The sequence below is a fragment of the Kitasatospora humi genome (assembly GCF_020907985.1).
GTDB classification, from domain to species: Bacteria; Actinomycetota; Actinomycetes; order Streptomycetales; family Streptomycetaceae; genus Kitasatospora; species Kitasatospora humi.
In genome coordinates, this window is record NZ_JAJJPA010000033.1 from 1 (window position 1) to 19481 (window position 19481).

Here is a 19481-nt window from a genome sequence, read left to right on the forward strand (position 1 = left end):
CAGCGCCCGGGCGGTGCCGCCCGGGCGCTGCTCGCCCGACCGCTGTTTCCGTGCGAACCGTCCACGACCGAGCACCATCGGTAACGAAGAGAGGCAACTATCCGCGCATCACCAGCACGGGTTGGACGACCTCCCCGGCCAGCGCGTCCTCAGCGGCGCGTTCGATCTCGTCGAAGGGGTAGCGGCGGACCAGCTTGTCCACGGGCAGGCGGCCACCGCGGAACAGCTCCACCAGGGCGGGCAGGAACCGCTGCGGCACGCTGGCACCCTGGTTGATGCCGACGATCCGCGGGCCTCGTTCCAACAGTTGCGGGACGTCGATCCCGACCTCGGTGCCCCGCGGCGGTGCGCCGGCCACGCCCAGCACACCGCCGACTGCCAGCACGGTGACCGCTTTCCGCAGCGCCGCCACCACGCCGCCGGCCTCCAGCGCCCGGTCGGCGCCATGGCCGTCGGTCAGCTCCTCGACGGCCGCCACGGCGTCCTGCTCACTGGCGTCGACGACGTCGGTGGCGCCCAGTTCGCGGGCCAGTTCCAGCCGGGCCGGGTGGAGGTCGACGGCGATGATCCGGGTGGCCGGGGTGAGCCTGGCGGCCATCACGGCCGCCAGGCCGACCCCGTCGGCCCCGAAGACGACCAGTGTGTGCCCCGGCTCGGGGCGCAGCACGTTCAGCACCGCGCCGGCGCCGGTCTGCACTCCGCAGCCGAGGGGGGCCAGCGCTTCGGCGGGCAGGCCTCGGGGCACCGGCACCACATTGCGGTCCGAGGCCAGCGCCAGGGTGGCGAAGGACGACTGCCCGAAGAACTTGCCGTGCAGCGACCGCCCGGCGTCGTCCCAGAGCACCGGCGAGCCGTCCAGGCGGCGGCCGCCGAACAGGTTGAGCGCCTGCCAGTGCACGCACTGCACCGGGCTCAGCTCCCGGCAGGCCGGGCAGGCGCCACAGGAGTCGAAGCTGAGCAGCACCCGCTCACCGCGGGTGGTCGTGGTGACGGCGTCGCCGACAGCGGCGACCGTACCGACGCCCTCGTGACCGAGCACGCCGGGCAACGGGAACGGAGTGTGACCGGCCCGCCCGCTCAGGTCGGTGTGGCAGATGCCGACGGCCTCCAGCTCCACCAGCACCTCGTGCGGGCGGGGATCGTCGAGCTGGATCGGCTCCAGGCCGAACGCCTGACCGGCGGACCGGGCGATGGCAGCGGTTGCGGTTGCGGTTGCGGTTGCGGTCGACATGGCTCTCCCTTGTTCGACTCATTCCTCTTGCGCAGGCGTTGATTTGACCGCCGATCAGCCCCTCGGCCCGCCCGGTCGGGCGGTGCGCAGCGCCTGGGCCGCGATGGTCAGGGTCGGTGGGGGACAGCGGAGGACGGGACGAAGCCGCCGTCCACCCGGTAGCGGTTGCGCAGCTGGTGACTGCGGCAGAACGGATCGGGCACCGAGCGTGCCTCGTCCGGCCCGGCGTCCGTGGTGCCGCACTGGTGACCGGTCGCGTCGATGCCCGTCCGGCGGGCGGCCACTGGCGGACAACCGGCTCGGAGCGGCATTCGGCGCGCGGCCCGCGGTAGCTCGCGGTGCGCACGCAGGATGGCCGGCTCCCGACGCAGCTTGGTCTGGCCGGCGGCGCCGGGGCGACCCGGGGTCCGGATCGGGCAGGTCCTCCGACGGGACCCACCAATCGAGGCTATGCGCGGTGAGCCCGGCCCGCAGCCCGTGGGGGCATGCGGCGGGCAGCATCACGGGGCGCCCTCGGCCCAACAGTCGCAGGTTGCCGCGCGGGTACCGGCCGCCGCGGCCGTGGTGGTGGCTGTCGTTGACGGCGAGGCTCTTCCGGAGGGGTGACCGGAGTGCGACGGCGCGGAACCACGGCCACCGGCGCGCTGCTGTTGTGCGGCATCAGGTGGCGGACGACCGGTCCTGAGCCGTTGGCGAGACCGTCCGGATGCCGCCCGGCCGGCCGGCCGTCCGCCCGGGCACACCGCTGCGCCGCCCCGGCCCCCGGCGAACCGTAAACTCCCAGCTCATGACCGTGACCCGCTCGATCCTCTTGTTCCTGCTCTCTGCCGTGTTGGAGATCGGCGGCGCCTGGCTGGTCTGGCAGGGCGTCCGGGAGCACCGGGGCTGGGCCTGGATCGGGGCCGGCGTGGTGGCGCTCGGGGCGTACGGCTTCGTCGCCACCCTGCAGCCGGACAGCCACTTCGGCCGGGTGCTGGCCGCGTACGGCGGCGTCTTCGTGGCCGGCTCGCTCGCCTGGGGCGTGGTCGCCGACGGCTTCCGGCCGAGCCGCTACGACCTGATCGGCGCCGCGATCTGCCTGGCCGGGGTCGCCGTCATCATGTACGGACCGCGCCGCTGACCTGCGGCCGGCTCCAGCCCAGTCGCGGCCCACGCGCTGACCGTCGGCCGTACCGGGGTGCCACGGTGCCACCCCTGCTGAGCGGCACTGACGGCCGGCACTAGTCTGTGGCGCGTCGGCGAAGGATGATCACCCGTGGGGGACACCACTCATGAGTACCGTTCAGCCCGTTCGGGTGTCGTTCGGGGTGCTACGGAACAACCGCCGCCTGCTGGTGTTCCCGCTCCTCAGCGGTGCCGCGTTCGCACTGGCCTCCGGTGGCGCGGCGGTGCCGACGCTCCTTCGGGACCGGGCCGAACCGTGGCCGTCCACCTCCGATGCGGTCTCCCTGGGAGTCGGCTATCTCCTGTCGGGATTCGTACTCACCCTGTGCAGTGCGGCGATGATCTGCGCGGTCGATGCCGTGCTGCGGGGAGAGCCCGCCCGGATCGGCGTGCACTGCCGGCGGGCCCTGCGGCACTGGCGGCGGCTGCTGGCGTGGAGCCTGCTCAGCACCACGGTTCTGCTGCTCGTCCGACAGTTGGAGCGGATCCCGTTCGTCGGCTGGATGATGGACGAACTGTTCGGTGCCGGATGGACCGTCGCCACCTACCTGGCGCTGCCGGCCATGATGATCGACGGCCTCGGAGTGGTGGAGGGAACCCGTCGGTCGGCGCGGATGGCGCGCGAGACCTTCTCCCGGCGGGTGTACGGCTCGCTCTGGATCGCGCTGCCCCTGGTCCTCTCGGTGCTCCTCGGATTCGTGGCGTTCATGCTCGGCGTGGAGTCGAACGACGTCGCGCCCGCCGCCGCGGGTGGACTGGTCGCCGTGCTGCTCTTGGTGGGTGCGCTTCTGGTGGGGGCGACGGTCTCCGGAATCTTCCGCACCGTGCTCTACCGGGACGCGTCGACGGCAGCCTGATCCTCCAGGTCCGGTACTCCAGGTCCGGTACTCCAGGTGTCAGTCTCCGGCGACCAGTGCCCGCACCCCCGCCGCCAGTTGCGCCGCGACCGCCTCCGGCTCCCCGAGCGCCGCGCCCACCATCGCGCCGTCCCGCAGCAGCATCAGCACCCCGGCCCGCTGCTCCGGCTCCGGCACCCCGGCCGTCCGCAGCCACTCCTCGAACAGCCCGAGCAGCCACTCCCGGTGCTCCGCGATCGCCCGCGCCACCGGGTGCGCCGGATCCGGGTACTCTGCCGCCGCGTTGACGAACGGACACCCGCGGAACCCCGGACCGCACATCTCCTGCCCCAGTCGGCTCACCAGCAGCGCCAGCCCCTGCTCCCCCGTCAGGCCGCCGGCCGTCGCCGCCGCGGCCTCGGCCCGCACCCCGGCGTCCCACGCCTGGATGTAGCTGCGGACCAAGTCCTCCTTGCTCGGGAAGTGCCGGTAGAAGGTGGCCCGGGTGACCCCTGCCTCGGTCACGATCCGGTCCACTCCGACCGTGTGGATCCCCTCGGCGTAGAACAGACGGGTGGCGGTGGCGAGGAGGCGCTCACGGGCGGGGGACGGTGTACTCACAGCTGCGACCGTACTACGATGCGCTGGGAGAACGAACGTTCTGCCTCCCTTCCGGCTACAGACGAGGACCCTCGATGGCCAAGTCCCCCGAACTCGGTTCCCCGGCCCCGGACTTCACCCTCCCCGGCCTGCTGCTCACCGGTGAAGGCGCCGCCGAGCGCCGCGACTACCACCTCGCCGACGCCAAGGGCAGCCCGCTGGTGCTGGTCTTCTACCCCGGCGACAACACCCCCGTCTGCACCAAGCAGCTCTGCTCCTACACCTCCGACCTGGACCGGTTCCGCGACCTCGGCGCCACCGTCTGGGGCATCAGCCCGCAGGGCCTGGAGAGCCACGAGGCCTTCGCCCGCCAGTACGACCTGCGCTTCCCCCTCCTCGCCGACCCCGAGCGCACCGTCGCCAAGGCGTACGGCATCGCCGTTCCCGGCCTCGGCCTGCGCCGGTCCGTCTTCATCCTCGACGCCGACGGCACCGTGCGGTGGCGCCACATCGCCCTGGCCGGCCTCACCTTCCAGCAGACCGACACCCTGACCGCGCAGCTGGCGGCGCTGCGCGCCTGAGGCCCGCGTCAGCCCGTCGATCAGGGCGATCCGGCGCGACGGCCGTCATCCTCGGCACCGCGACAGCCTGGTCACCCGAGGTGCAAGGCCCTGGAGCACTGCCGCAGCGCATAGCTGCCGAAGTCGTCGGCGAGCCGCTCGGGGCCGCCGCGAACGGCCGAGCCCGGATCCCAGACGACGACCGGGTGTTCGCCGTCGGCGTCGCGCCACGCGGTGTCGAGTGACACCAGCCCACCCATGCCGTCGTACTGGATGACCAGGAGTTCGCGCGGAAAGCGCTCGTCGGTGCGGGCGTCGAGGGTCGCCCCGACCGTGCCGAGGAGGGCGTCGCCCATGGCCGCCGTCCGGTAGATGCCGGGGAAGTCCATCCCGTCGGCCTCGCAACTGCCGAGCTCCGCGAGGAAGTAGCGGTAGGAGGGCGGGAACGCGGCGTCGAGTTCCCGCTCGGCCCGGGCGAGGTCCGCGGGGCCGAGCCCACGGGTCCACCGGCAGCTGTCGGGATGCTCCCGCAGCAGCCGGACCAACGCGACGACGGCTTCCACACCACGCACTGCCCGCACCCTCCGACTTCCCTCCGACGAGGATCCAGAGGCTACGGGCAGCTGCGCACGGGGACGGCCCCGGGTCACTCCTCGAAGCTCTGCCGCACCACCCGCTCGGCCGCCTCCTCCTCCGCGGCGACCGGGGACACCTCGCTCAGTGTGTCCAGATCGGTGTCCTCGATCAGCTCCGTCTCCCAGGCCTCGGCCAGCTGGGCCTGCTTCTCCGGAGATTGCGCCCGCACCCTTTCGAGACTGGCGGGGCTGAGAGCGGCGAGGAAGCGGGTGAGCTCGTCGTCAGGCATGATGACCTACCGGAGGCTGGGGGGCGGATTCACCGGCAGGTGTTCCAGGACGGGATGCGAGCCATGCCGAGCGCCCCCACGTGCCACCCGAACGGCGGCACCAGGGCCCGACAAGGGTGTCCGTGCCATCGGCATCCACGGGGGACATCAACTCGGTTCGCCGGGCCGGTATTTGGCCCACACGCGCTTGCCGATTCCGCTGCCCGGACTCACCCCCCATTCCGCCGCCAGCGCCTCGATCAGTTGCAAACCGCGCCCCGTCTCCTGCTGGTCCGTCGCCTGGCGCGGGATCGGGACCATGGCGCTGGCATCCTCGATCGCAACGTAGAGGAAGTCGTCGTACAACCTGAAGCCGTACCAGATGCGCGCTCCAGGCCGCGAACCGTGCTTCAAGGCGTTGGTCACCAGCTCGCAAGCTAATCCCAGAACTCACCTATGCTCGCCGTCAGATGATCTTGGTGAGTGGGGCGGGGGTAGGCGGCGGCTCCGACTCCCGTCAGCGGTCGGCAAGAGGCGAGGGAAGCTTTGGGCGGTGTCCTGCCGGTGGTGGGGTCGGGCATGGCCGGGGGGCCGTAAGCTGCTGCGGCTCGGTCAGGGCTTCTGGGCCTGACCGCAAGTTGGCCGAGTGGCCCCCCGGCCTTGCCCGACTCGGGTTCCACCACGGGGAGGTGCGTAAAGCTTCCCTCGACGGCGCCAGCCACAATGCGGCGACCCCGAGGGTACGGTGTCCATACCTCGGGGCCGCCCACTTATGATGTGTGTTTAGACGTTCTGCAAATTCCCGGCCTTGATCTCGCCGATGAACGCGCCCCAGGAGTTCTCGGGGAACACGAGTGAGGGTCCGCTAGGGTCCTTGCTGTCACGAACTGGAACGGCTACACCTGCGGCGTGGGCAACCTCGACGCATTCGGAGTTAGCGTTGCTGTAGCTGGACTTGAACCAGCTCACCTCTACCAGATCATGCATTACCCAGGCTCCTTGCTGCGTCAGAAATAAAGCTACTCGACTGCTCTTTGTCGAGAGCTGCATCCCAAATGCTATTGAATGTCGCCTCGTAGAGGTCGACCTCTTTTGGCTTATCCAAGTAGATGTCTCCGGCGTAGCCGTCTGCGTATACAGTCGGCGGCTCGCTTTCCTCGCCTTCCGGCGTGCGAGGAAAGCGAAGGATGCTGAAGGCACCAGACAGAACCCCGAGGTGGAGCCCGGCCTTGAACGGGACAACCCGGAGGTCAACGTGCCGCGAGGCGTCCAGCAGCCGAGCAAGCTGCTCGGCCATCACCTCACGGGATCCAATTTGTCGACTGAGCGCCGCTTCACTGAGTGCAATCCTCAAGGTCGGCGCGCCAACGGCGCGGTTCAGAATTGCCTGGCGCGCCACACGGAGCCGAGCGCGGCGCTCGATCTCGCCATCCTCATCACCGGGTCGACCGGCTCGGATGATTGCCTGCGCGTAACCCTCTGTCTGCAAGAGACCGGGAATCAGACCCGTTTGATAGGTCTTGATCTCTGAAGCGGCCTGCTCCAGTCCGATATAGAGGTCGAAGCCTTCAGGAATTACATCCTTGAAGCTGTACCACCAGTCACGATTCTTCGTCTCCCTGGCAAGGTCAGTGAGAGCCTGGCTGACATCTGGCGCGGCGCCGTAAACGCGGCACATACCCTCGACTTCGAGTGCTCGCACAGAGGTGCGGCCAGTCTCAATTCGCCACAGCTTCGCCTCCGACATCTCGAACACGGTCGCGGCACGACGGACCGTGTATCCCGCGTCGTTTCGCAGCCGTTGTAGGTGCCGACCCAGCTGCCGGCGCGGCACGGTTGATCCAATCGGACTGTCCGTCACAAGCCACCCCTCCTTGCCCCACGGCGGGGCTGTCCAGCATCTGAAATGAAAGCACTCGCGCATTCAAAGTGCAAGGTCGCATGCTGTTCGAGAGGTTCGAACTGTGCTTGTCCAACGAATGAGGGCTTTCACCTACAACGGCTTGCACTTTGCGGCTAGCGAGGCGCAGACTACACGCAGTTGGGGTGGCCGTACGGATTGTGATCATGATGGCCCGTCAGTCGGGCATCGCTTTGCCTTGGCACTCTCCGCCACCCACCCCATGCAAAACCCCCGCGACCGCGTGACCGGTCCGGGGGCGTGGCCAACCTGACGAAAGCAGGTCGACATGCAGGATTTTACCGTCCCGTGCATGGAAGCGGTCACGGGGCCTGGCTGTTCGGACGGGCCGTCCGTGGTGGCTGTTGAGTGTTCGGCGTGGCTGGATCCCCATGAGAGGTCGGTGGGGCGGGCTCGCGCGATGCTGCGGGAGTATCTGGCGGGTCACGAGGGCGGTGAACTCTACTGCGCTGACGCCGAGTTGGTGCTGAGTGAGCTGGTCTCCAATGCGGTCGTGCACGGGAGCGCGCAGTCGGATCGGCGGGTCTTCGTGCGTTTCCGGTGGGTGCCGGGTCGGCTGCTGGTTGAGGTGCACGACGCGAGTAGCAAGCTGCCGAGCCAGCGTCCGGCGGGCATCGAGGACGAGTCCGGGCGGGGGCTGTGGCTGGTGGATCAGCTGGCCCTGGAGTGGGGTCATGAGCCGTGCGGTGGTGGCGGCAAACGGATCTGGGCGGTTCTGGGGCCGAGTGTGTGACCTGGGCCCGCAGCAGTAACTGACATCGAAGTTCGAGATCTGGCGTCGGCGTGTCATCGCTGGAGGTGGGCACCAACGGCGCCGAACCATGAGGAGAGTGCATGTCCGACGAGACCGCCTCGTTCGTTGCCGCCCTGTTCGGCAAGTTGCCCGCGCCGGAGGCGCACCCCGGGTGTGATGAGTGCCGGGAGTTTCAGAAGGGGCGTCAGATTGCCACGGAGGCAGGGGATGGATCTGCTGAGGCGGATGCTCGGGTGCTGTGGCGCAACCACCTGGCGCACGTCCATGGCATCACCTATCAGGGAATCAGCTACCAGTAGCTAGTGGGATGCGGCAGGCATCACGGCGTAGAGGCGCCTGCCCATGTTGCGGCCCGATCACCCCGATTGCGGGTGGTCGGGCCGTTGCGTTGTGAACCGGGGGGACGGCAGTGGCGCCGGATCGGCTGAACAGGCGGTGGGGGCTGGGTGGTTCGGCCGTGAGGGGCGTCCGCAGCAGCACGGAGGGTGGCCCTGGTGCGTGGTGGCTTGCTGGCTCGGCGTTTGGGGGATCGGCTCCGTGTGGGCATGGATGGCGTGCTGGGTGCTGGTTGCTGTCCGGTGGCGTCGTGCTTCGGGTGCTGCGGGTGGTGGTGTTCGCACGGCGGCCCGGCGCGCGGCCGGGACCGGCCGCCAGGCCGCATGCCCGGCCAGCGCGCAGGGGCCGCCGGCGGCGCGAACGCGCCGCCGCTTGAAGTGATCAACGAGATCGATCAAGTCCTCAAGATCACGGGGCTGCCGGGCCAACCGGTCAAGGTCATAGACGATGATCGCGTCGATCACCCCGTCCTCGTAGTCCTGGAGCATCTGCCGGAACTCCGGCCGGATCACCCGCCACACGCTCCGCCCGTCCGGCTTGCGGATGCGACTGCGCTTGTACGCGCTGGTGTCGTTCTCCGTGTAGACCTTCGCGATCGTCCATCCAAGACGGGCGGCGAGTGCTTCCACGTCCTCCCGCTGCCGCGTCACACCCTTCTCGGCCTCGGTCGGGTCATCCGAGATCCGCACGTAGACGCCTACCCGTCGGGGCTTCCTGCTCGTATCAACTGCCATGTATAAATGGTAGTTTGATGGTACGTCAGCTCGCTGACCAGCAGCTGACCGTCTTCAGCGAATCGCGACCCGACCACGACCGGCCGCAGCATGTGTCGCAATGCCTTTCGGGCCAGGCCCGGTGCGTTCTGGCTGCAATCCAGCCAGCCCTCGGTCGCACCGAGTTCCCGTCGCGGTCCGTCGAACGTTTCAGGCATGACGCTTCTCCCTAACAGCGTTGCGAGAGACGGGAACCGGGCACGGGTCTGCTCCCATTGGCCCGCGTCGGGAAGCAAGTCCCCTAACGTGTATCGCCGTCAGCTGACATACCGTCAGCTAGTGACCTATGTCACTATGGCAGCAACCTAGGTTGCATCGCTACCACTTCCGGCCAACTAGTACGCTCCGCATTGACAGCGGACAGCGTCACCTGCGGAGATTCCATGTCTGCCGAAAAGACATTCACTCGAATTACTGATCACTATCGCCGGCAGATCCTCACCGGCGCGCTCCCTGCGGGCTCCAGGCTCCCCAGCAACAAGGAACTTGCCGTCAAGTGGGGCGTGGCGGTGGAGACGGTGCGCAAGGCGCTCTCCCAGCTCCAGGTCGAGAAGCTGATCCGCACCAGCCCGCGCGGCACCTTCGTCGCCGACGAGGCACCGGCCGCCGCGAGCCCGGCCGACCGGCTCTCCGCCGTACGGAGCAGCATGCGGACCTTCATGGACGGCGAAACCAGCATTGTGACGGCCGCTCAGCTCGTCGTTCCTCCCGTCTACGTCGCCGATCTGTTCGACCTCGACCACGGAGATCAAGTGGTGCGCCGGGAGTACGTGGCAGGCCGGAGCAGCGTGCGGACGCTGTTCGCCGTGGACTGGTTCCCGGCGACGTTCGCGGTGCTGGTGCCCGAGCTACTCAGCACCGCGCCGGCCAAGAACGACGGCATCACGGCTCGCATTTGCGAAGCAACGGCCCGTATGGTCACCACGGCCCGCGATGACATGCACGGGCGCCCGGCCGATGCGCGCGAGGCGGCCGCACTCGGGCTCGAAGTCGGCGCGGCGATCCTTGCCGGGGCCACCCGGTGGGGTGATGACACGGGACTGATCCAGTACTCGGAGTGGTGCCTGCCGACCAGGCTGACGATCGGGTACAGCTACGGCGTCTGACATGCTTTGGGGGCTGCCGTCCGTACTCCGTCGCGTGCAGCTCGATCCGCGCGGAGCCGTGGCGCGACCAGAGGGCTTGTGCACGTCGGGCTTGGCGGCCCGCAAGGATTCTGCGCGTAGTCCATGAAGGATTCCCGGGATGTCCTTCACCAGGTCTTCCGTCCTGCCCACCCTGACATCCCCTCAGGGCCCCGGTACGCCGAGCGTGGACGGCAGGCCAGATGTTCTCCATCGACTCCGACCTCGACCGGTTCCTCACCGCCCTCCTGGCCGGCCGCCTCCTGCCAGCGGCCCAACTCGCCCAGATGCGCACCACCGTCCCGGCCGGGCACCCCGTTCGCGCCCGGTGCCCGCTACGGGCTGGGCCTCGTGAGCACCCCGCTGTCGTGCGGCGGGGTCTACGGCGGCAGCACCCCGGGGTACGAGACCCGGGGCGGCGCCACCGACGACGGGCGCGCCGCTTCGGTTCCCGGGTCCGCACGGTGGTGCTGACCGGCGACGAGGACGAGGACCGCGAGCGGATGCGGCAGGCGGCGCCCGGGCCGATCGACTGCGTGCTCGACATCATGCCCCCGACGGCCGCCACCAGCCAGGTGCGGGCCGCGGCAATGGCCGTGCGCAACTCGGGGCGCGTGGTGCTCATGGGCGGCATCCGCAACGACCTGACGCTGCCCTACGCCTGGCTCATGAACAACAACATCACTCTGCGCGGCCAGTTCATGTACCCGCGCGAGGCGAACGTCCGCATGGTCGAGCTGCTCAGGTCGGGGCTGCTGGACCTGAACGCCTTCGAGGTCACCGAGTTCCCCCTGGACGAGGCCAATGGCGCCATCGCCTTCGCCGCGGCCAACGGCGGCCCGTTCCACCTGACGGTGATCCGGCCGTGAGGGCCCCGGGTGTGCTGCGGCGGCCTGGCGCCGGCCGTCGCCCCTGACGGCAGGCGGAGCTGCCGGCGCTTGAGCACGTGCTGTCGACGGCCGGCAACACCATCGACCAGCCGCCGACGCCGTTCCGCCAGTACGCCGCCCGCCTGGTGGGCCGGGACCCCTGGTGGTCCTGGTGGGACCAGCGGGCGTTCCCCGCCCGAGCCGGGCCGTCGGCAAGGCGTCCTCCCGACGGCCCGGCAGCGGAACCGCTCAGTGCCCCCGCGCGACCCACTCCCCCAGGTGCGGGCGCTCCTCGCCGATGGTGGTGGTCGGCCCGTGGCCGGTGTGCACGACCGTCTCGGCCGGCAGGTCGAAGAGCCGGGTCTCGATGGACCGGATGATCGTCGGGAAGTCGGAGAACGAGCGACCCGTGGCGCCAGGGCCGCCCTGGAAGAGGGTGTCACCCGTGAACACCGCGTCCAGGGCCGGGACGTAGACGCTCACGCCGCCCGGGGTGTGGCCGGGGGTGTGGCGGATGTGCAGGTAGAGGCCGCCGACGACGATGCGCTGACCGTCCGTCAGCTCCTCGTCCGGGCTGTCGTCGGGGTGGGCCATCTTCCACAGCGGCAGGTCGTCGGGGTGCAGGTAGATCGGCGCACCGGTGATGGCGGCCAGTTCGGGCGCCGCGTTGACGTGGTCGTTGTGGGCGTGGGTGCAGATGATGGCCAGCACCTGGCGCTCGCCGAGGACGTCGGCGATGGCGACGGGGTCGTGGGCGGGGTCGATCACCACGGCCTCGTCCTCGTTGGCGATGATCCAGACGTTGTTCTCCACCTCCCAGCTGCCGCCGTCCAGTTCGAAGGTGCCGGCGGTGACGAGGTGCTCGATCTCGGGCTCGGGGGGCAGCTGGCGCATCAGAACAGCACCACCGAACGCAGCACGTCGCCGCCGTGCATCTGCTCGAAGGCGGCCTCGACGTCGTCCAGGCCGATGGTCTCGGTGACGAAGGCGTCCAGGTCGAGGCGGCCCTGCAGGTAGAGGTCGATCAGCATCGGGAAGTCGCGGGACGGCAGGCAGTCGCCGTACCAGGAGGACTTGAGCGCGCCGCCGCGGCCGAAGACGTCGAGCAGCGGCAGTTCGAGGGTCATCTCGGGGGTGGGCACGCCGACCAGGACGACGGTGCCGGCCAGGTCGCGGGCGTAGAAGGCCTGCTTGTAGGTCTCGGGGCGGCCGACCGCGTCGATCACCACGTCGGCGCCGAAGCCGCCGGTCAGCTCGCGGACCGCCTCCACCACGTCGCCGTCACGGGCGTCCAGGGTGTGGGTGGCGCCGAGGCCGCGGGCGCGCTCCAGCTTGCGGGGGTCCAGGTCGACGGCGATGATCTTGTTGGCGCCGGCCAGCCGGGCGCCCAGCACCGCGGCGTTGCCGACCCCGCCGCAGCCGATCACCGCGACGCTGTCGCCGCGGCCGACCGCACCGGTGTTGACGGCGGCGCCGAGGCCGGCCATCACGCCGCAGCCGAGCAGGCCGGCGGCGGCTGGGGAGGCGGCCGGGTCGACCTTGGTGCACTGGCCGGCGGCGACCAGGGTCTTCTCGGCGAACGCGCCGATCCCCAGGGCCGGTGACAGCTCGGTGCCGTCCAGCAGGGTCATCGGCTGCTTGGCGTTGTGGGTGGCGAAGCAGTACTGCGGCCGGCCGCGCCGGCAGGCGCGGCACTGCCCGCAGACGGCACGCCAGTTGAGGATCACGAAGTCGCCGGGCGCGACCTCGGTGACGCCCTCGCCGACCTGCTCGACGATGCCCGCGGCCTCGTGCCCGAGCAGGAACGGGAAGTCGTCGTTGATCCCGCCCTCGCGGTAGTGCAGGTCGGTGTGGCAGACACCGCAGGCCTGCACCCGGACCACCGCCTCGCCCGGCCCCGGGTCGGGCACCACGATGGTCTCGACCCGTACCGGCTCGCCCTTGCCCGGCGCGATGACGCCCCTGACCTGCTGTGACATGCGGCCCTGACCTTTCTCGAACGGATGGAGCCCGAACGGCCTCCGGGACGATTCTCTCCCGAGGGGCCGCCCACGACGCGTCAGGGCCGTTCCGCCGCAGCGGGTCACGGCGCATCAGGCCGGCCGCGCACCCGCAGCGGTCCCGACCCGTCAGCCCGTGGCCGCGGCCGCCGCCCGCCCCGCCGCGCGCCCCGAGAACAGGCAGCCGCCGAGGAAGGTGCCCTCCAGGGAGCGGTAGCCGTGCACCCCGCCGCCGCCGAAGCCGGCCACCTCGCCGGCCGCGTAGAGCCCGTCCAGCACCGAGCCGTCGGCCCGCAGCACCCGGGCCGACAGGTCGGTCTCCAGGCCGCCGAGCGACTTGCGGGTGAGGATGTGCAGCCGCACCGCGATCAGCGGACCGGCCTTGGGGTCGAGCAGCCGGTGCGGGGCGGCGGTGCGCACCAGGCGGTCGCCCAGGTAGCGGCGGGCTCCGTGGATCGCGGTGACCTGGAGGTCCTTGCTGAACGGGTTGGCCAGCTCCCGGTCGCGGTCCTCGATCTGACGGCGCAGCGCGCCGAGGTCGATCAGCGGCTCCCCGCCGGTCAGCCGGTTCATGCCGGCGACCAGGTCGTCGAGCCGGTCGGCGACCACGAAGTCGGGGCCGTACTTCTTGAAGGCCTCCACGGGAGCGGGTGCGCCGGGCAGCGCGCGGCCGAGCACCTGGCGGACGTCACGGCCGGTCAGGTCCGGGTTCTGCTCGGAGCCGGAGAGGGCGAACTCCTTCTCGATGATCTTCTGGGTGAGCACGAACCAGGTGTGCTGGTGCCCGGTGCGCATGATGTGCTCCAGGGTGCCCAGGGTGTCGAAGCCGGGGAAGAGCGGCACCGGCAGCCGGTTGCCGCGGGCGTCCAGCCAGAGCGAGGACGGGCCGGGCAGGATGCGGATGCCGTGCCGCTCCCAGATCGGGTTCCAGTTCTCGATGCCCTCGGTGTAGTGCCACATCCGGTCGCCGTTGATCAGGTGGCCGCCGGCCGCGCCGGCCACCTGCTGCATCAGCCCGTCGACGTGCGCGGGCACGCCGCTGAGCAGCCGGGTGGGCGGGGTGCCGAGCCGGGCCGGCCAGGCCTTGCGGACCAGTTCGTGGTTGCCGCCGATGCCGCCGGAGGCGGTGATCACGGCCTGGGCGCGCAGTTCGAAGGCGCCGACGACGACGCGCGAGCCGGCCTGGCCGCGCTGCACGGCGCCGGGTGCCAGCAGCTCACCGCGCACGGTGTCCAAGTGACCCGCGGTGGCCGCGAGTTCTGTGACCCGGTGCCGGAACCGCAGCTCCACCAGGCCCTTTGCGGCGGCGATGCGCACCCGGCGGGCGAACGGTTCGACCAGGCCGGGCCCGGTGCCCCAGGTGATGTGGAAGCGGGGCACGGAGTTGCCCGGCCCGTCGGCCAGCAGCCCGCCGCGCTCGGCCCAGCCGACCACCGGGAAGAACCGCACGCCCTGGGCCCGCAGCCAGGCGCGCTTCTCGCCGGCGGCGAAGTCCACATAGGCTTCGGCCCAGGCGCGCGGCCAGCGGTCCTCGGGGCGGTCGAAACCGGCCGTGCCGAGCCAGTCCTGCCAGGCGAGTTGGTGTGAGTCGCGGATCCGCATCCGGCGCTGCTCGGGCGAGTCGACCAGGAAGAGACCGCCGAACGACCAGTGCGCCTGGCCGCCGAGCGAGCCCGCGGGCTCCTGGTCGAGCAGGATCACCTTGCGTCCGGCGTCGGCCAGTTCGGCGGTGGCGACCAGTCCGGCCAGGCCGGCCCCGATCACGATCACGTCGGCGTCCAGTGCCATCTGGCGTCCTCCAGGCTCGCGGGTGCTCCGATAGTAGATGCCGTGCGCCGTTCTGTAGACGGTCTGGAAACCTGGCGGTAACTTACTTTGCGGTAGCAGCGCGGCTCCGCACACCCCCACCGACCCCGTTTCTCTCCCCCAGGAGGAACCGTGCTCCGCCCTGCCCGAAAGCCGCGGCACGCCCAAAGACTCGCCTGCGGCCTGCTGTTGGCCACCGCCCTGACCACCACGGTCACCGTCACCCCCGCCGGCGCGGCCACCGGCCCGTCCTACGTGGCGCTCGGCGACTCCTACGCGGCCGGCGCCGGGGTGCCCGGCCAGTCGGCCGGGCTCTGCCTGCGCTCCGACCACAACTACGGCCATCTGGTGGCCGCGGCCCTCGGCGCCGCCTCCTACACCGACGTGACCTGCTCGGCCGCCAAGGTCAAGGACCTGAGCGGCACCCAGACCGACTTCGGAATCCCGGTCAACGGCCCGCAGTTCGACGCCCTCTCCCCCGACACCACGCTGGTCACCCTGGGGATCGGCGGCAACGACCTGGGCACCTCCTCGCTCGGCATCGCCGACGTGATCGCCACCTGCATCGCCGGCGCGGTGGTGAACCCGACCGGCACCCCGTGCAAGGACGTGTACGAGCACGGACATTGGGCCTGGGACTGGTCCTCGCTGCGCTGGCAGTGGACCTACAGCGGGGACGACCTGGTCGACCGGATCAACGGGGCCGCTCCCCAACTGGCCGCCGCGCTCCAGCAGATACACGCAAAGTCGCCCAAGGCCCGCGTGCTGCTGGTCGGTTACCCGTCGGTGCTGCCGGCCGACGCGGCGAGCTGCGCCGGGAAGCAGCCGGTGACGATGGGCGACGTGTCCTACCTGCACGGCATCCTGGGCAAGTTGAACGCCATGCTGGCCGATACCGCGGCCGCCAACGGCGCCACCTACGTGGACACCCAGGCCCCGACCGCCGGGCATGACGTCTGCTCCGCCGACCGCTGGATCGAGGGGGCGCTGCCCGGCTCGCCGGCCGTCCCGTTCCATCCGAACGCGACCGGCGAGCAGGTCATGGCCCAGGCCGTGCTGGGCGCCCTGCGCTAGCCGGGCCTCAGCTGCCGGAGGTCGACACCTCGACGGCCTCCGGCACGGTCCGCTCGCGCAGTCCGGCGCCCCACTTCTGCTCCACCTTGCCGAACTTCCAGAAGGCCAGCGCCCCGGCCCAGGTGAGCACGAACAGGCCGACGATCGCGAAGCCCACGTTGTTCAGGTCCAGCGCCGCGATCCACCCGATCGGGCCGCCGGTGACGCCGAACCTGTCGGCCAGCAGCCCGATCAGCTCGATCAGGCCGATCACCAGCGCGACCAGCACCGAAAGGCCGGTCACCGTGAGGTTGTAGTAGATCTTGCGGACCGGGCGGGAGAACGCCCACTCGTAGGCGAAGTTCATGAACGAGCCGTCGATGGTGTCCAGCAGGCTCATCCCGGCCGCGAACAGCACGGGCAGCACCAGCAGCGCGTACCAGGGCAGCGAGAAGGCCGCCGCGCCGCCGGCCAGCACCAGCAGCGAGACCTCGGTGGCGGTGTCGAAGCCGAGGCCGAAGAGCAGGCCCACCAGGTACATGTGCCAGGGCTTGGTGACCGCCCGGGTGGCGCGCCCGAGGATCCGGTTGAGCAGGCCGCGCTTGTCGAGCTGCTCCTCCAGCTCGGCCTCGTCGAACTCGCCGGTGCGCATCTTCCGGAACACCCGCAGGATCCCGTTGAAGGCGCCCAGGTTGATCAGGCCGATCAGCAGCAGGAAGGTGCCGGAGACCCCGGTGCCGACCAACGAGGTCGTCCGGTGCAGGGAAGAGCCGTCGTCCTCCACCGACCCGGCCAGCGAGCGGATGCCGAAGGCGAGCAGCGCGCAGAGGCCGAAGACGATCGAGGAGTGGCCGAGCGAGAACCAGAAGCCCACCGAGAGCGGCCGCTTGCCCTGGCCCATCAGCTTGCGGGTGGTGTTGTCGATGGCCGCGATGTGGTCGGCGTCGAAGGCGTGCCGCATGCCCAGGGTGTAGGCGGTCAGGCCCATGCCGGCGCCGAACACCTCGGTGCCCACGTGGTAGTGGTGCGGGGCGATCACCGCGAGCAGGACGAACCAGCCGATCACGTGCAGGGCCAGGATGAAGCCACCCATGCCGCCCAGGCGCAGCCACTCCTGCCTGGTCAGCCGGGCGGTCCAACGGGGTGCGCTGCTCATCGGCGCGGGCCTCTGCTCTCTGTTCGGGGCGGGTCAAGGACCGGGTCCGGGTCGACGGACCGGGTCCGGCTCGACCCACCGGGTTCGGCTCGACCGACCGGGTTCGGCTCGACCGACCGGGTTCGGCTCGACCGACCGGGTTCGGCTCGACAGACCGGCCCATCCTTCCCCGAGCAATACGCAATTGCAAGTGGCTCGCAATAAGCAGGCCGACCACGGCTACCGATTCGTCAGGTGATGAGGGGGTATGTCCGCTATGGTCGGCTTACCGCCGTGCGCATCCAGGCCCTTCGACACCGGAGAGGACACCTTCGACACCGTCGACGACGAAGAGAGGCCGCCGTGCACCACCCCGCCTCCTACCCCCACCAGGTCACCCGCGCGGACGTGCGGATCCCGCTGCCGGAAGGGGTGGAGCTGTCCGGCCGGCTCTGGCGCCCGGTGACCGAGCAGCCGGTGCCGACCCTGCTGGAGTACTGCGCCGACCGGCTCGACGACGCCACGGTGGAGCGCGACGCCCAGCGCCATCCCTGGTACGCGGGGCACGGCTACGCGGCGCTGCGGGTGGACGCCCGCGGCTGGGGCAGCTCCGGCGGGGTGCCCGGTCCCGAGGGCACCGAGACCGAGCCGGCCGACGGGCTGGCGGTGCTCGACTGGCTGACCGCCCAGCCGTGGTGCGACGGACGGATCGGTCTGCTCGGGCTGGGCGAGGGCGCCGCCACCGCCCTGCGACTGGCCGCCCAGGGGCCGGCCGCGGTGGGCGCCGTGGTCGCCGTCTGCCCCGGCGACGACCGGTACGACGAGCACTACCTGGGCGGCTCGGTGCGGGCCGGCCGCCTCCCGGCGGCGGCCACCGCCCGGCTGGTCGCCGCCGCCTGCCCGCCCGACCCGGTCCGGGTCGGCGACGACTGGCGCCGCCAGTGGCTGGACCGGCTGGCCGAGCTGCAGCCGCCGCTGCACGGCCGGCTGGCCCACCAGACCCGGGACGCCTTCTGGAGCGGTCCGCCGCTCACCGCGATCACCGCTCCGGTGCTGGCCGTCGCCGGCTGGACCGGCCCCGGCGCCGATGCCGTGCTGCGGCTGCTGGAGCGGCTGACCGCACCGGCGTTCGGCATCATCGGCCCGTGGGGCCCCGGCTACCCCGACCAGGGTCGCCCGGGGCCGGCGATCGGGTTCCTCCAGGAGACCCTGCGCTGGTGGGACCACTGGCTGCGGCGGCAGGACACCGGCATGCTCGCCGAGCCCCGGCTGCGCAGCTGGCTGGCCGAGCCCGCCGGGGCGGACGGCGGCGGCACGGGCCGCTGGATCGGTGACGAGTCCTGGCCCTCCGACGACGTCCGGGAGATCCACTACGACCTGACCGAGGCGCTGCGGACCGCCGGCACCCCCGCCGGCGAGCGCTTCGTCACCGTCCGCTCACCCCAGCAGACCGGCGTCGACGCGCCGTCGAACGGCCGGCCCGTCGACCAGCGGGCCGAGGACGGCCGCTCGGTCTGCTTCGACAGCTCACCGCTCTCCGAGCCGCTGGTGCTGCTGGGCCGGCCCGCCGTGCGGCTGCGGGTGCGGCTGCCCGACGGCGTCACCGGCGGCCAGCTCGCCGCCCGGCTGTGCGATGTGGCACCGGACGGCACGTCGCTGCCGATCACCCGGGGCGTGCTCAACCTCTCGGCGCGGCGCGGGCCCGACCTCGCGGTGGCGTGGCCGCCGGACGCGGTCGAGGAGGTGGCCTTCGAGCTCGCCGCCACCGGGCACGCCCTCGCGGTCGGCCACCGGCTCCGGCTCGCCCTCTCCTCGGCCTACTGGCCGCTGGTCTGGCCGCAGCCGGCCGCCCAGGGCGTGCTGGTCGACCCTGGTCACAGCGTGCTCACCCTGCCGGTGCGCCACCTGGCCGCCGACGTCGGCCGGCCCCCGGTGGTCTTCGCCGAGCCCGAGCAGGCCGCGCCGCCGCCCGTCCGGCGCACCAGCCCGGTCGCGCCGCGCCCCGAGCGGGTGCTGAAGCAGTTCGTGGCGACCGGGCAGTGGCGGGCGGAGCTGGCGCCGCACCAGGGCAGCGCCGTGACCCTGCCGGACGGCCTGGTGCGCACCGAGGAGGCCCGGGAGTACTACCGGATCCAGCAGAACGACCCGCTGGCCGCCGCCGTGCACTGCGACTGGAGCGTCCGGCTGGAGCGGCCGGAGCTGGGTTGGGACGTCACCGTGCGGGCCGGCACCGAACTGGACTGCGACGCCGACGCCTTCACGGCGCGCAGCCGGCTCACCGCCTGGGAGGGCGGGGCGGTGCTCTTCGAGCGCGACTGGGAGCGGCGGATCCCGCGCACCGGCGGCTGACGGCGGTGCGTGGACGGCGGGGGCGTGCGGACCCGTGCGGGCGCGTGGACCGCGAGGGCGTCCGGGCCGACCGGGCACCGGCGACCTGCCCTGGCGGCGTGCAGGGGGCTACGGCACGCCGCCAGG

The 19481-nt window shown here is 71.3% G+C and carries 23 protein-coding genes and 1 pseudogene; 10 read left to right on the plus strand and 14 right to left on the minus strand.

The features are described from left to right. Positions 1–97 precede the first annotated feature (97 nt). Entirely contained in the window at positions 98–1231 is a 1134-nt protein-coding gene (locus LN042_RS25690) for an NAD(P)-dependent alcohol dehydrogenase (RefSeq protein WP_230053728.1), read from the minus strand. A gap of 107 nt (positions 1232–1338) precedes the next feature. After that, complete coding sequence (locus LN042_RS25695; protein ID WP_230053729.1) at positions 1339–1515, minus strand: GMC oxidoreductase; 177 nt, start codon at positions 1513–1515, stop codon at positions 1339–1341. Between the two features lie 503 nt (positions 1516–2018). Here LN042_RS25695 and LN042_RS25700 point away from each other — a divergent pair. Together LN042_RS25700 and LN042_RS25705 are read left to right on the plus strand one after the other, a co-directional pair. Continuing rightward, positions 2019–2351 (plus strand): YnfA family protein, encoded by a 333-nt coding sequence (locus LN042_RS25700; RefSeq protein ID WP_230053730.1) that lies wholly within the window; start codon positions 2019–2021, stop codon positions 2349–2351. A 151-nt stretch (positions 2352–2502) separates the two neighbouring features. Continuing rightward, positions 2503–3252 (plus strand): DUF6159 family protein, encoded by a 750-nt coding sequence (locus LN042_RS25705; protein ID WP_230053731.1) that lies wholly within the window; start codon positions 2503–2505, stop codon positions 3250–3252. 39 nt (positions 3253–3291) lie between these two features. Here LN042_RS25705 and LN042_RS25710 read toward each other — a convergent pair whose 3' ends face one another. Continuing rightward, the gene (locus tag LN042_RS25710; protein ID WP_230053732.1) at positions 3292–3852 is read right to left on the minus strand and encodes a TetR/AcrR family transcriptional regulator; all 561 of its coding nucleotides are present in this window, start codon (positions 3850–3852) and stop codon (positions 3292–3294) included. Positions 3853–3926: 74 nt separating this feature from the next. On the opposite strand from LN042_RS25710, the gene LN042_RS25715 reads away from it, so the two are divergent. Then, on the plus strand, positions 3927–4412 hold the full coding sequence (locus LN042_RS25715) for a peroxiredoxin (protein ID WP_230053733.1): 486 nt from the start codon (positions 3927–3929) through the stop codon (positions 4410–4412). A gap of 71 nt (positions 4413–4483) precedes the next feature. On the opposite strand, the gene LN042_RS25720 is transcribed toward LN042_RS25715, so the two are convergent. From LN042_RS25720 to LN042_RS25740, 5 genes are all read right to left on the minus strand, one after another. After that, entirely contained in the window at positions 4484–4963 is a 480-nt protein-coding gene (locus LN042_RS25720) for an SMI1/KNR4 family protein (RefSeq protein WP_230053734.1), read from the minus strand. A gap of 74 nt (positions 4964–5037) precedes the next feature. Beyond that, positions 5038–5256, minus strand: coding sequence for a hypothetical protein (locus LN042_RS25725; protein WP_230053735.1), 219 nt, complete (start codon positions 5254–5256; stop codon positions 5038–5040). Between the two features lie 147 nt (positions 5257–5403). Next, the gene (locus LN042_RS25730) at positions 5404–5661 is read right to left on the minus strand and encodes an ATP-binding protein (RefSeq protein ID WP_230053736.1); all 258 of its coding nucleotides are present in this window, start codon (positions 5659–5661) and stop codon (positions 5404–5406) included. A 357-nt stretch (positions 5662–6018) separates the two neighbouring features. Next, positions 6019–6222: a DUF397 domain-containing protein gene (locus LN042_RS25735; protein ID WP_230053737.1), complete on the minus strand. Its 204-nt coding sequence runs from the start codon at positions 6220–6222 to the stop codon at positions 6019–6021. After that, a complete protein-coding gene (locus tag LN042_RS25740; RefSeq protein WP_372495818.1) occupies positions 6215–7159 on the minus strand; it encodes a helix-turn-helix domain-containing protein in 945 nt (314 codons plus the stop codon). The genes LN042_RS25735 and LN042_RS25740 overlap by 8 nt, the downstream gene beginning before the upstream one ends. Positions 7160–7448: 289 nt before the next feature. Here LN042_RS25740 and LN042_RS25745 point away from each other — a divergent pair, with 289 nt between their 5' ends. Continuing rightward, on the plus strand, positions 7449–7889 hold the full coding sequence (locus LN042_RS25745; protein ID WP_230053739.1) for an ATP-binding protein: 441 nt from the start codon (positions 7449–7451) through the stop codon (positions 7887–7889). A 101-nt stretch (positions 7890–7990) separates the two neighbouring features. Then, entirely contained in the window at positions 7991–8209 is a 219-nt protein-coding gene (locus tag LN042_RS25750) for a hypothetical protein (protein WP_230053741.1), read from the plus strand. A 57-nt stretch (positions 8210–8266) separates the two neighbouring features. On the opposite strand, the gene LN042_RS25755 is transcribed toward LN042_RS25750, so the two are convergent. After that, positions 8267–8935 (minus strand): recombinase family protein, encoded by a 669-nt coding sequence (locus tag LN042_RS25755; RefSeq protein ID WP_230053742.1) that lies wholly within the window; start codon positions 8933–8935, stop codon positions 8267–8269. Positions 8936–8943: 8 nt separating this feature from the next. Then, positions 8944–9177 carry a hypothetical protein gene (locus tag LN042_RS25760; protein ID WP_230053743.1) on the minus strand — a complete coding sequence of 78 codons (234 nt, stop codon included), beginning with the start codon at positions 9175–9177 and terminating at the stop codon, positions 8944–8946. 225 nt (positions 9178–9402) lie between these two features. Here LN042_RS25760 and LN042_RS25765 point away from each other — a divergent pair, with 225 nt between their 5' ends. The 3 genes and pseudogenes from LN042_RS25765 to LN042_RS25775 all read left to right on the plus strand — a co-directional run bounded on the left by LN042_RS25765 (position 9403) and on the right by LN042_RS25775 (position 11012). After that, on the plus strand, positions 9403–10125 hold the full coding sequence (locus LN042_RS25765; protein WP_230053809.1) for a GntR family transcriptional regulator: 723 nt from the start codon (positions 9403–9405) through the stop codon (positions 10123–10125). A 206-nt stretch (positions 10126–10331) separates the two neighbouring features. After that, positions 10332–10617 (plus strand): annotated as a pseudogene (locus tag LN042_RS25770) (serine hydrolase); the annotation flags it as partial. After that, positions 10608–11012, plus strand: a complete 405-nt coding sequence (locus tag LN042_RS25775) for an MDR/zinc-dependent alcohol dehydrogenase-like family protein (protein ID WP_230053745.1) — start codon at positions 10608–10610, stop codon at positions 11010–11012. The pseudogene LN042_RS25770 and the gene LN042_RS25775, both read left to right, overlap by 10 nt. A gap of 249 nt (positions 11013–11261) precedes the next feature. On the opposite strand, the gene LN042_RS25780 is transcribed toward LN042_RS25775, so the two are convergent. From LN042_RS25780 to LN042_RS25790, 3 genes are all read right to left on the minus strand, one after another. Beyond that, entirely contained in the window at positions 11262–11906 is a 645-nt protein-coding gene (locus LN042_RS25780) for an MBL fold metallo-hydrolase (protein ID WP_230053746.1), read from the minus strand. Continuing rightward, positions 11906–12991 carry an S-(hydroxymethyl)mycothiol dehydrogenase gene (locus tag LN042_RS25785; RefSeq protein WP_230053747.1) on the minus strand — a complete coding sequence of 362 codons (1086 nt, stop codon included), beginning with the start codon at positions 12989–12991 and terminating at the stop codon, positions 11906–11908. Before LN042_RS25785 ends, LN042_RS25780 begins: the two co-directional genes overlap by 1 nt. A gap of 150 nt (positions 12992–13141) precedes the next feature. Next, positions 13142–14800 carry an FAD-binding dehydrogenase gene (locus LN042_RS25790; protein ID WP_230053749.1) on the minus strand — a complete coding sequence of 553 codons (1659 nt, stop codon included), beginning with the start codon at positions 14798–14800 and terminating at the stop codon, positions 13142–13144. A gap of 150 nt (positions 14801–14950) precedes the next feature. Here LN042_RS25790 and LN042_RS25795 point away from each other — a divergent pair, with 150 nt between their 5' ends. Further along, positions 14951–15892: an SGNH/GDSL hydrolase family protein gene (locus LN042_RS25795; RefSeq protein WP_230053750.1), complete on the plus strand. Its 942-nt coding sequence runs from the start codon at positions 14951–14953 to the stop codon at positions 15890–15892. Positions 15893–15899: 7 nt separating this feature from the next. Here LN042_RS25795 and nicT read toward each other — a convergent pair whose 3' ends face one another. Next, the gene (nicT, locus tag LN042_RS25800) at positions 15900–17027 is read right to left on the minus strand and encodes a Nickel transporter NicT (protein WP_230053752.1); all 1128 of its coding nucleotides are present in this window, start codon (positions 17025–17027) and stop codon (positions 15900–15902) included. A gap of 342 nt (positions 17028–17369) precedes the next feature. On the opposite strand from nicT, the gene LN042_RS25805 reads away from it, so the two are divergent. Further along, positions 17370–19355 carry a CocE/NonD family hydrolase gene (locus tag LN042_RS25805; protein ID WP_230053754.1) on the plus strand — a complete coding sequence of 662 codons (1986 nt, stop codon included), beginning with the start codon at positions 17370–17372 and terminating at the stop codon, positions 19353–19355. Positions 19356–19481 lie beyond the last annotated feature (126 nt).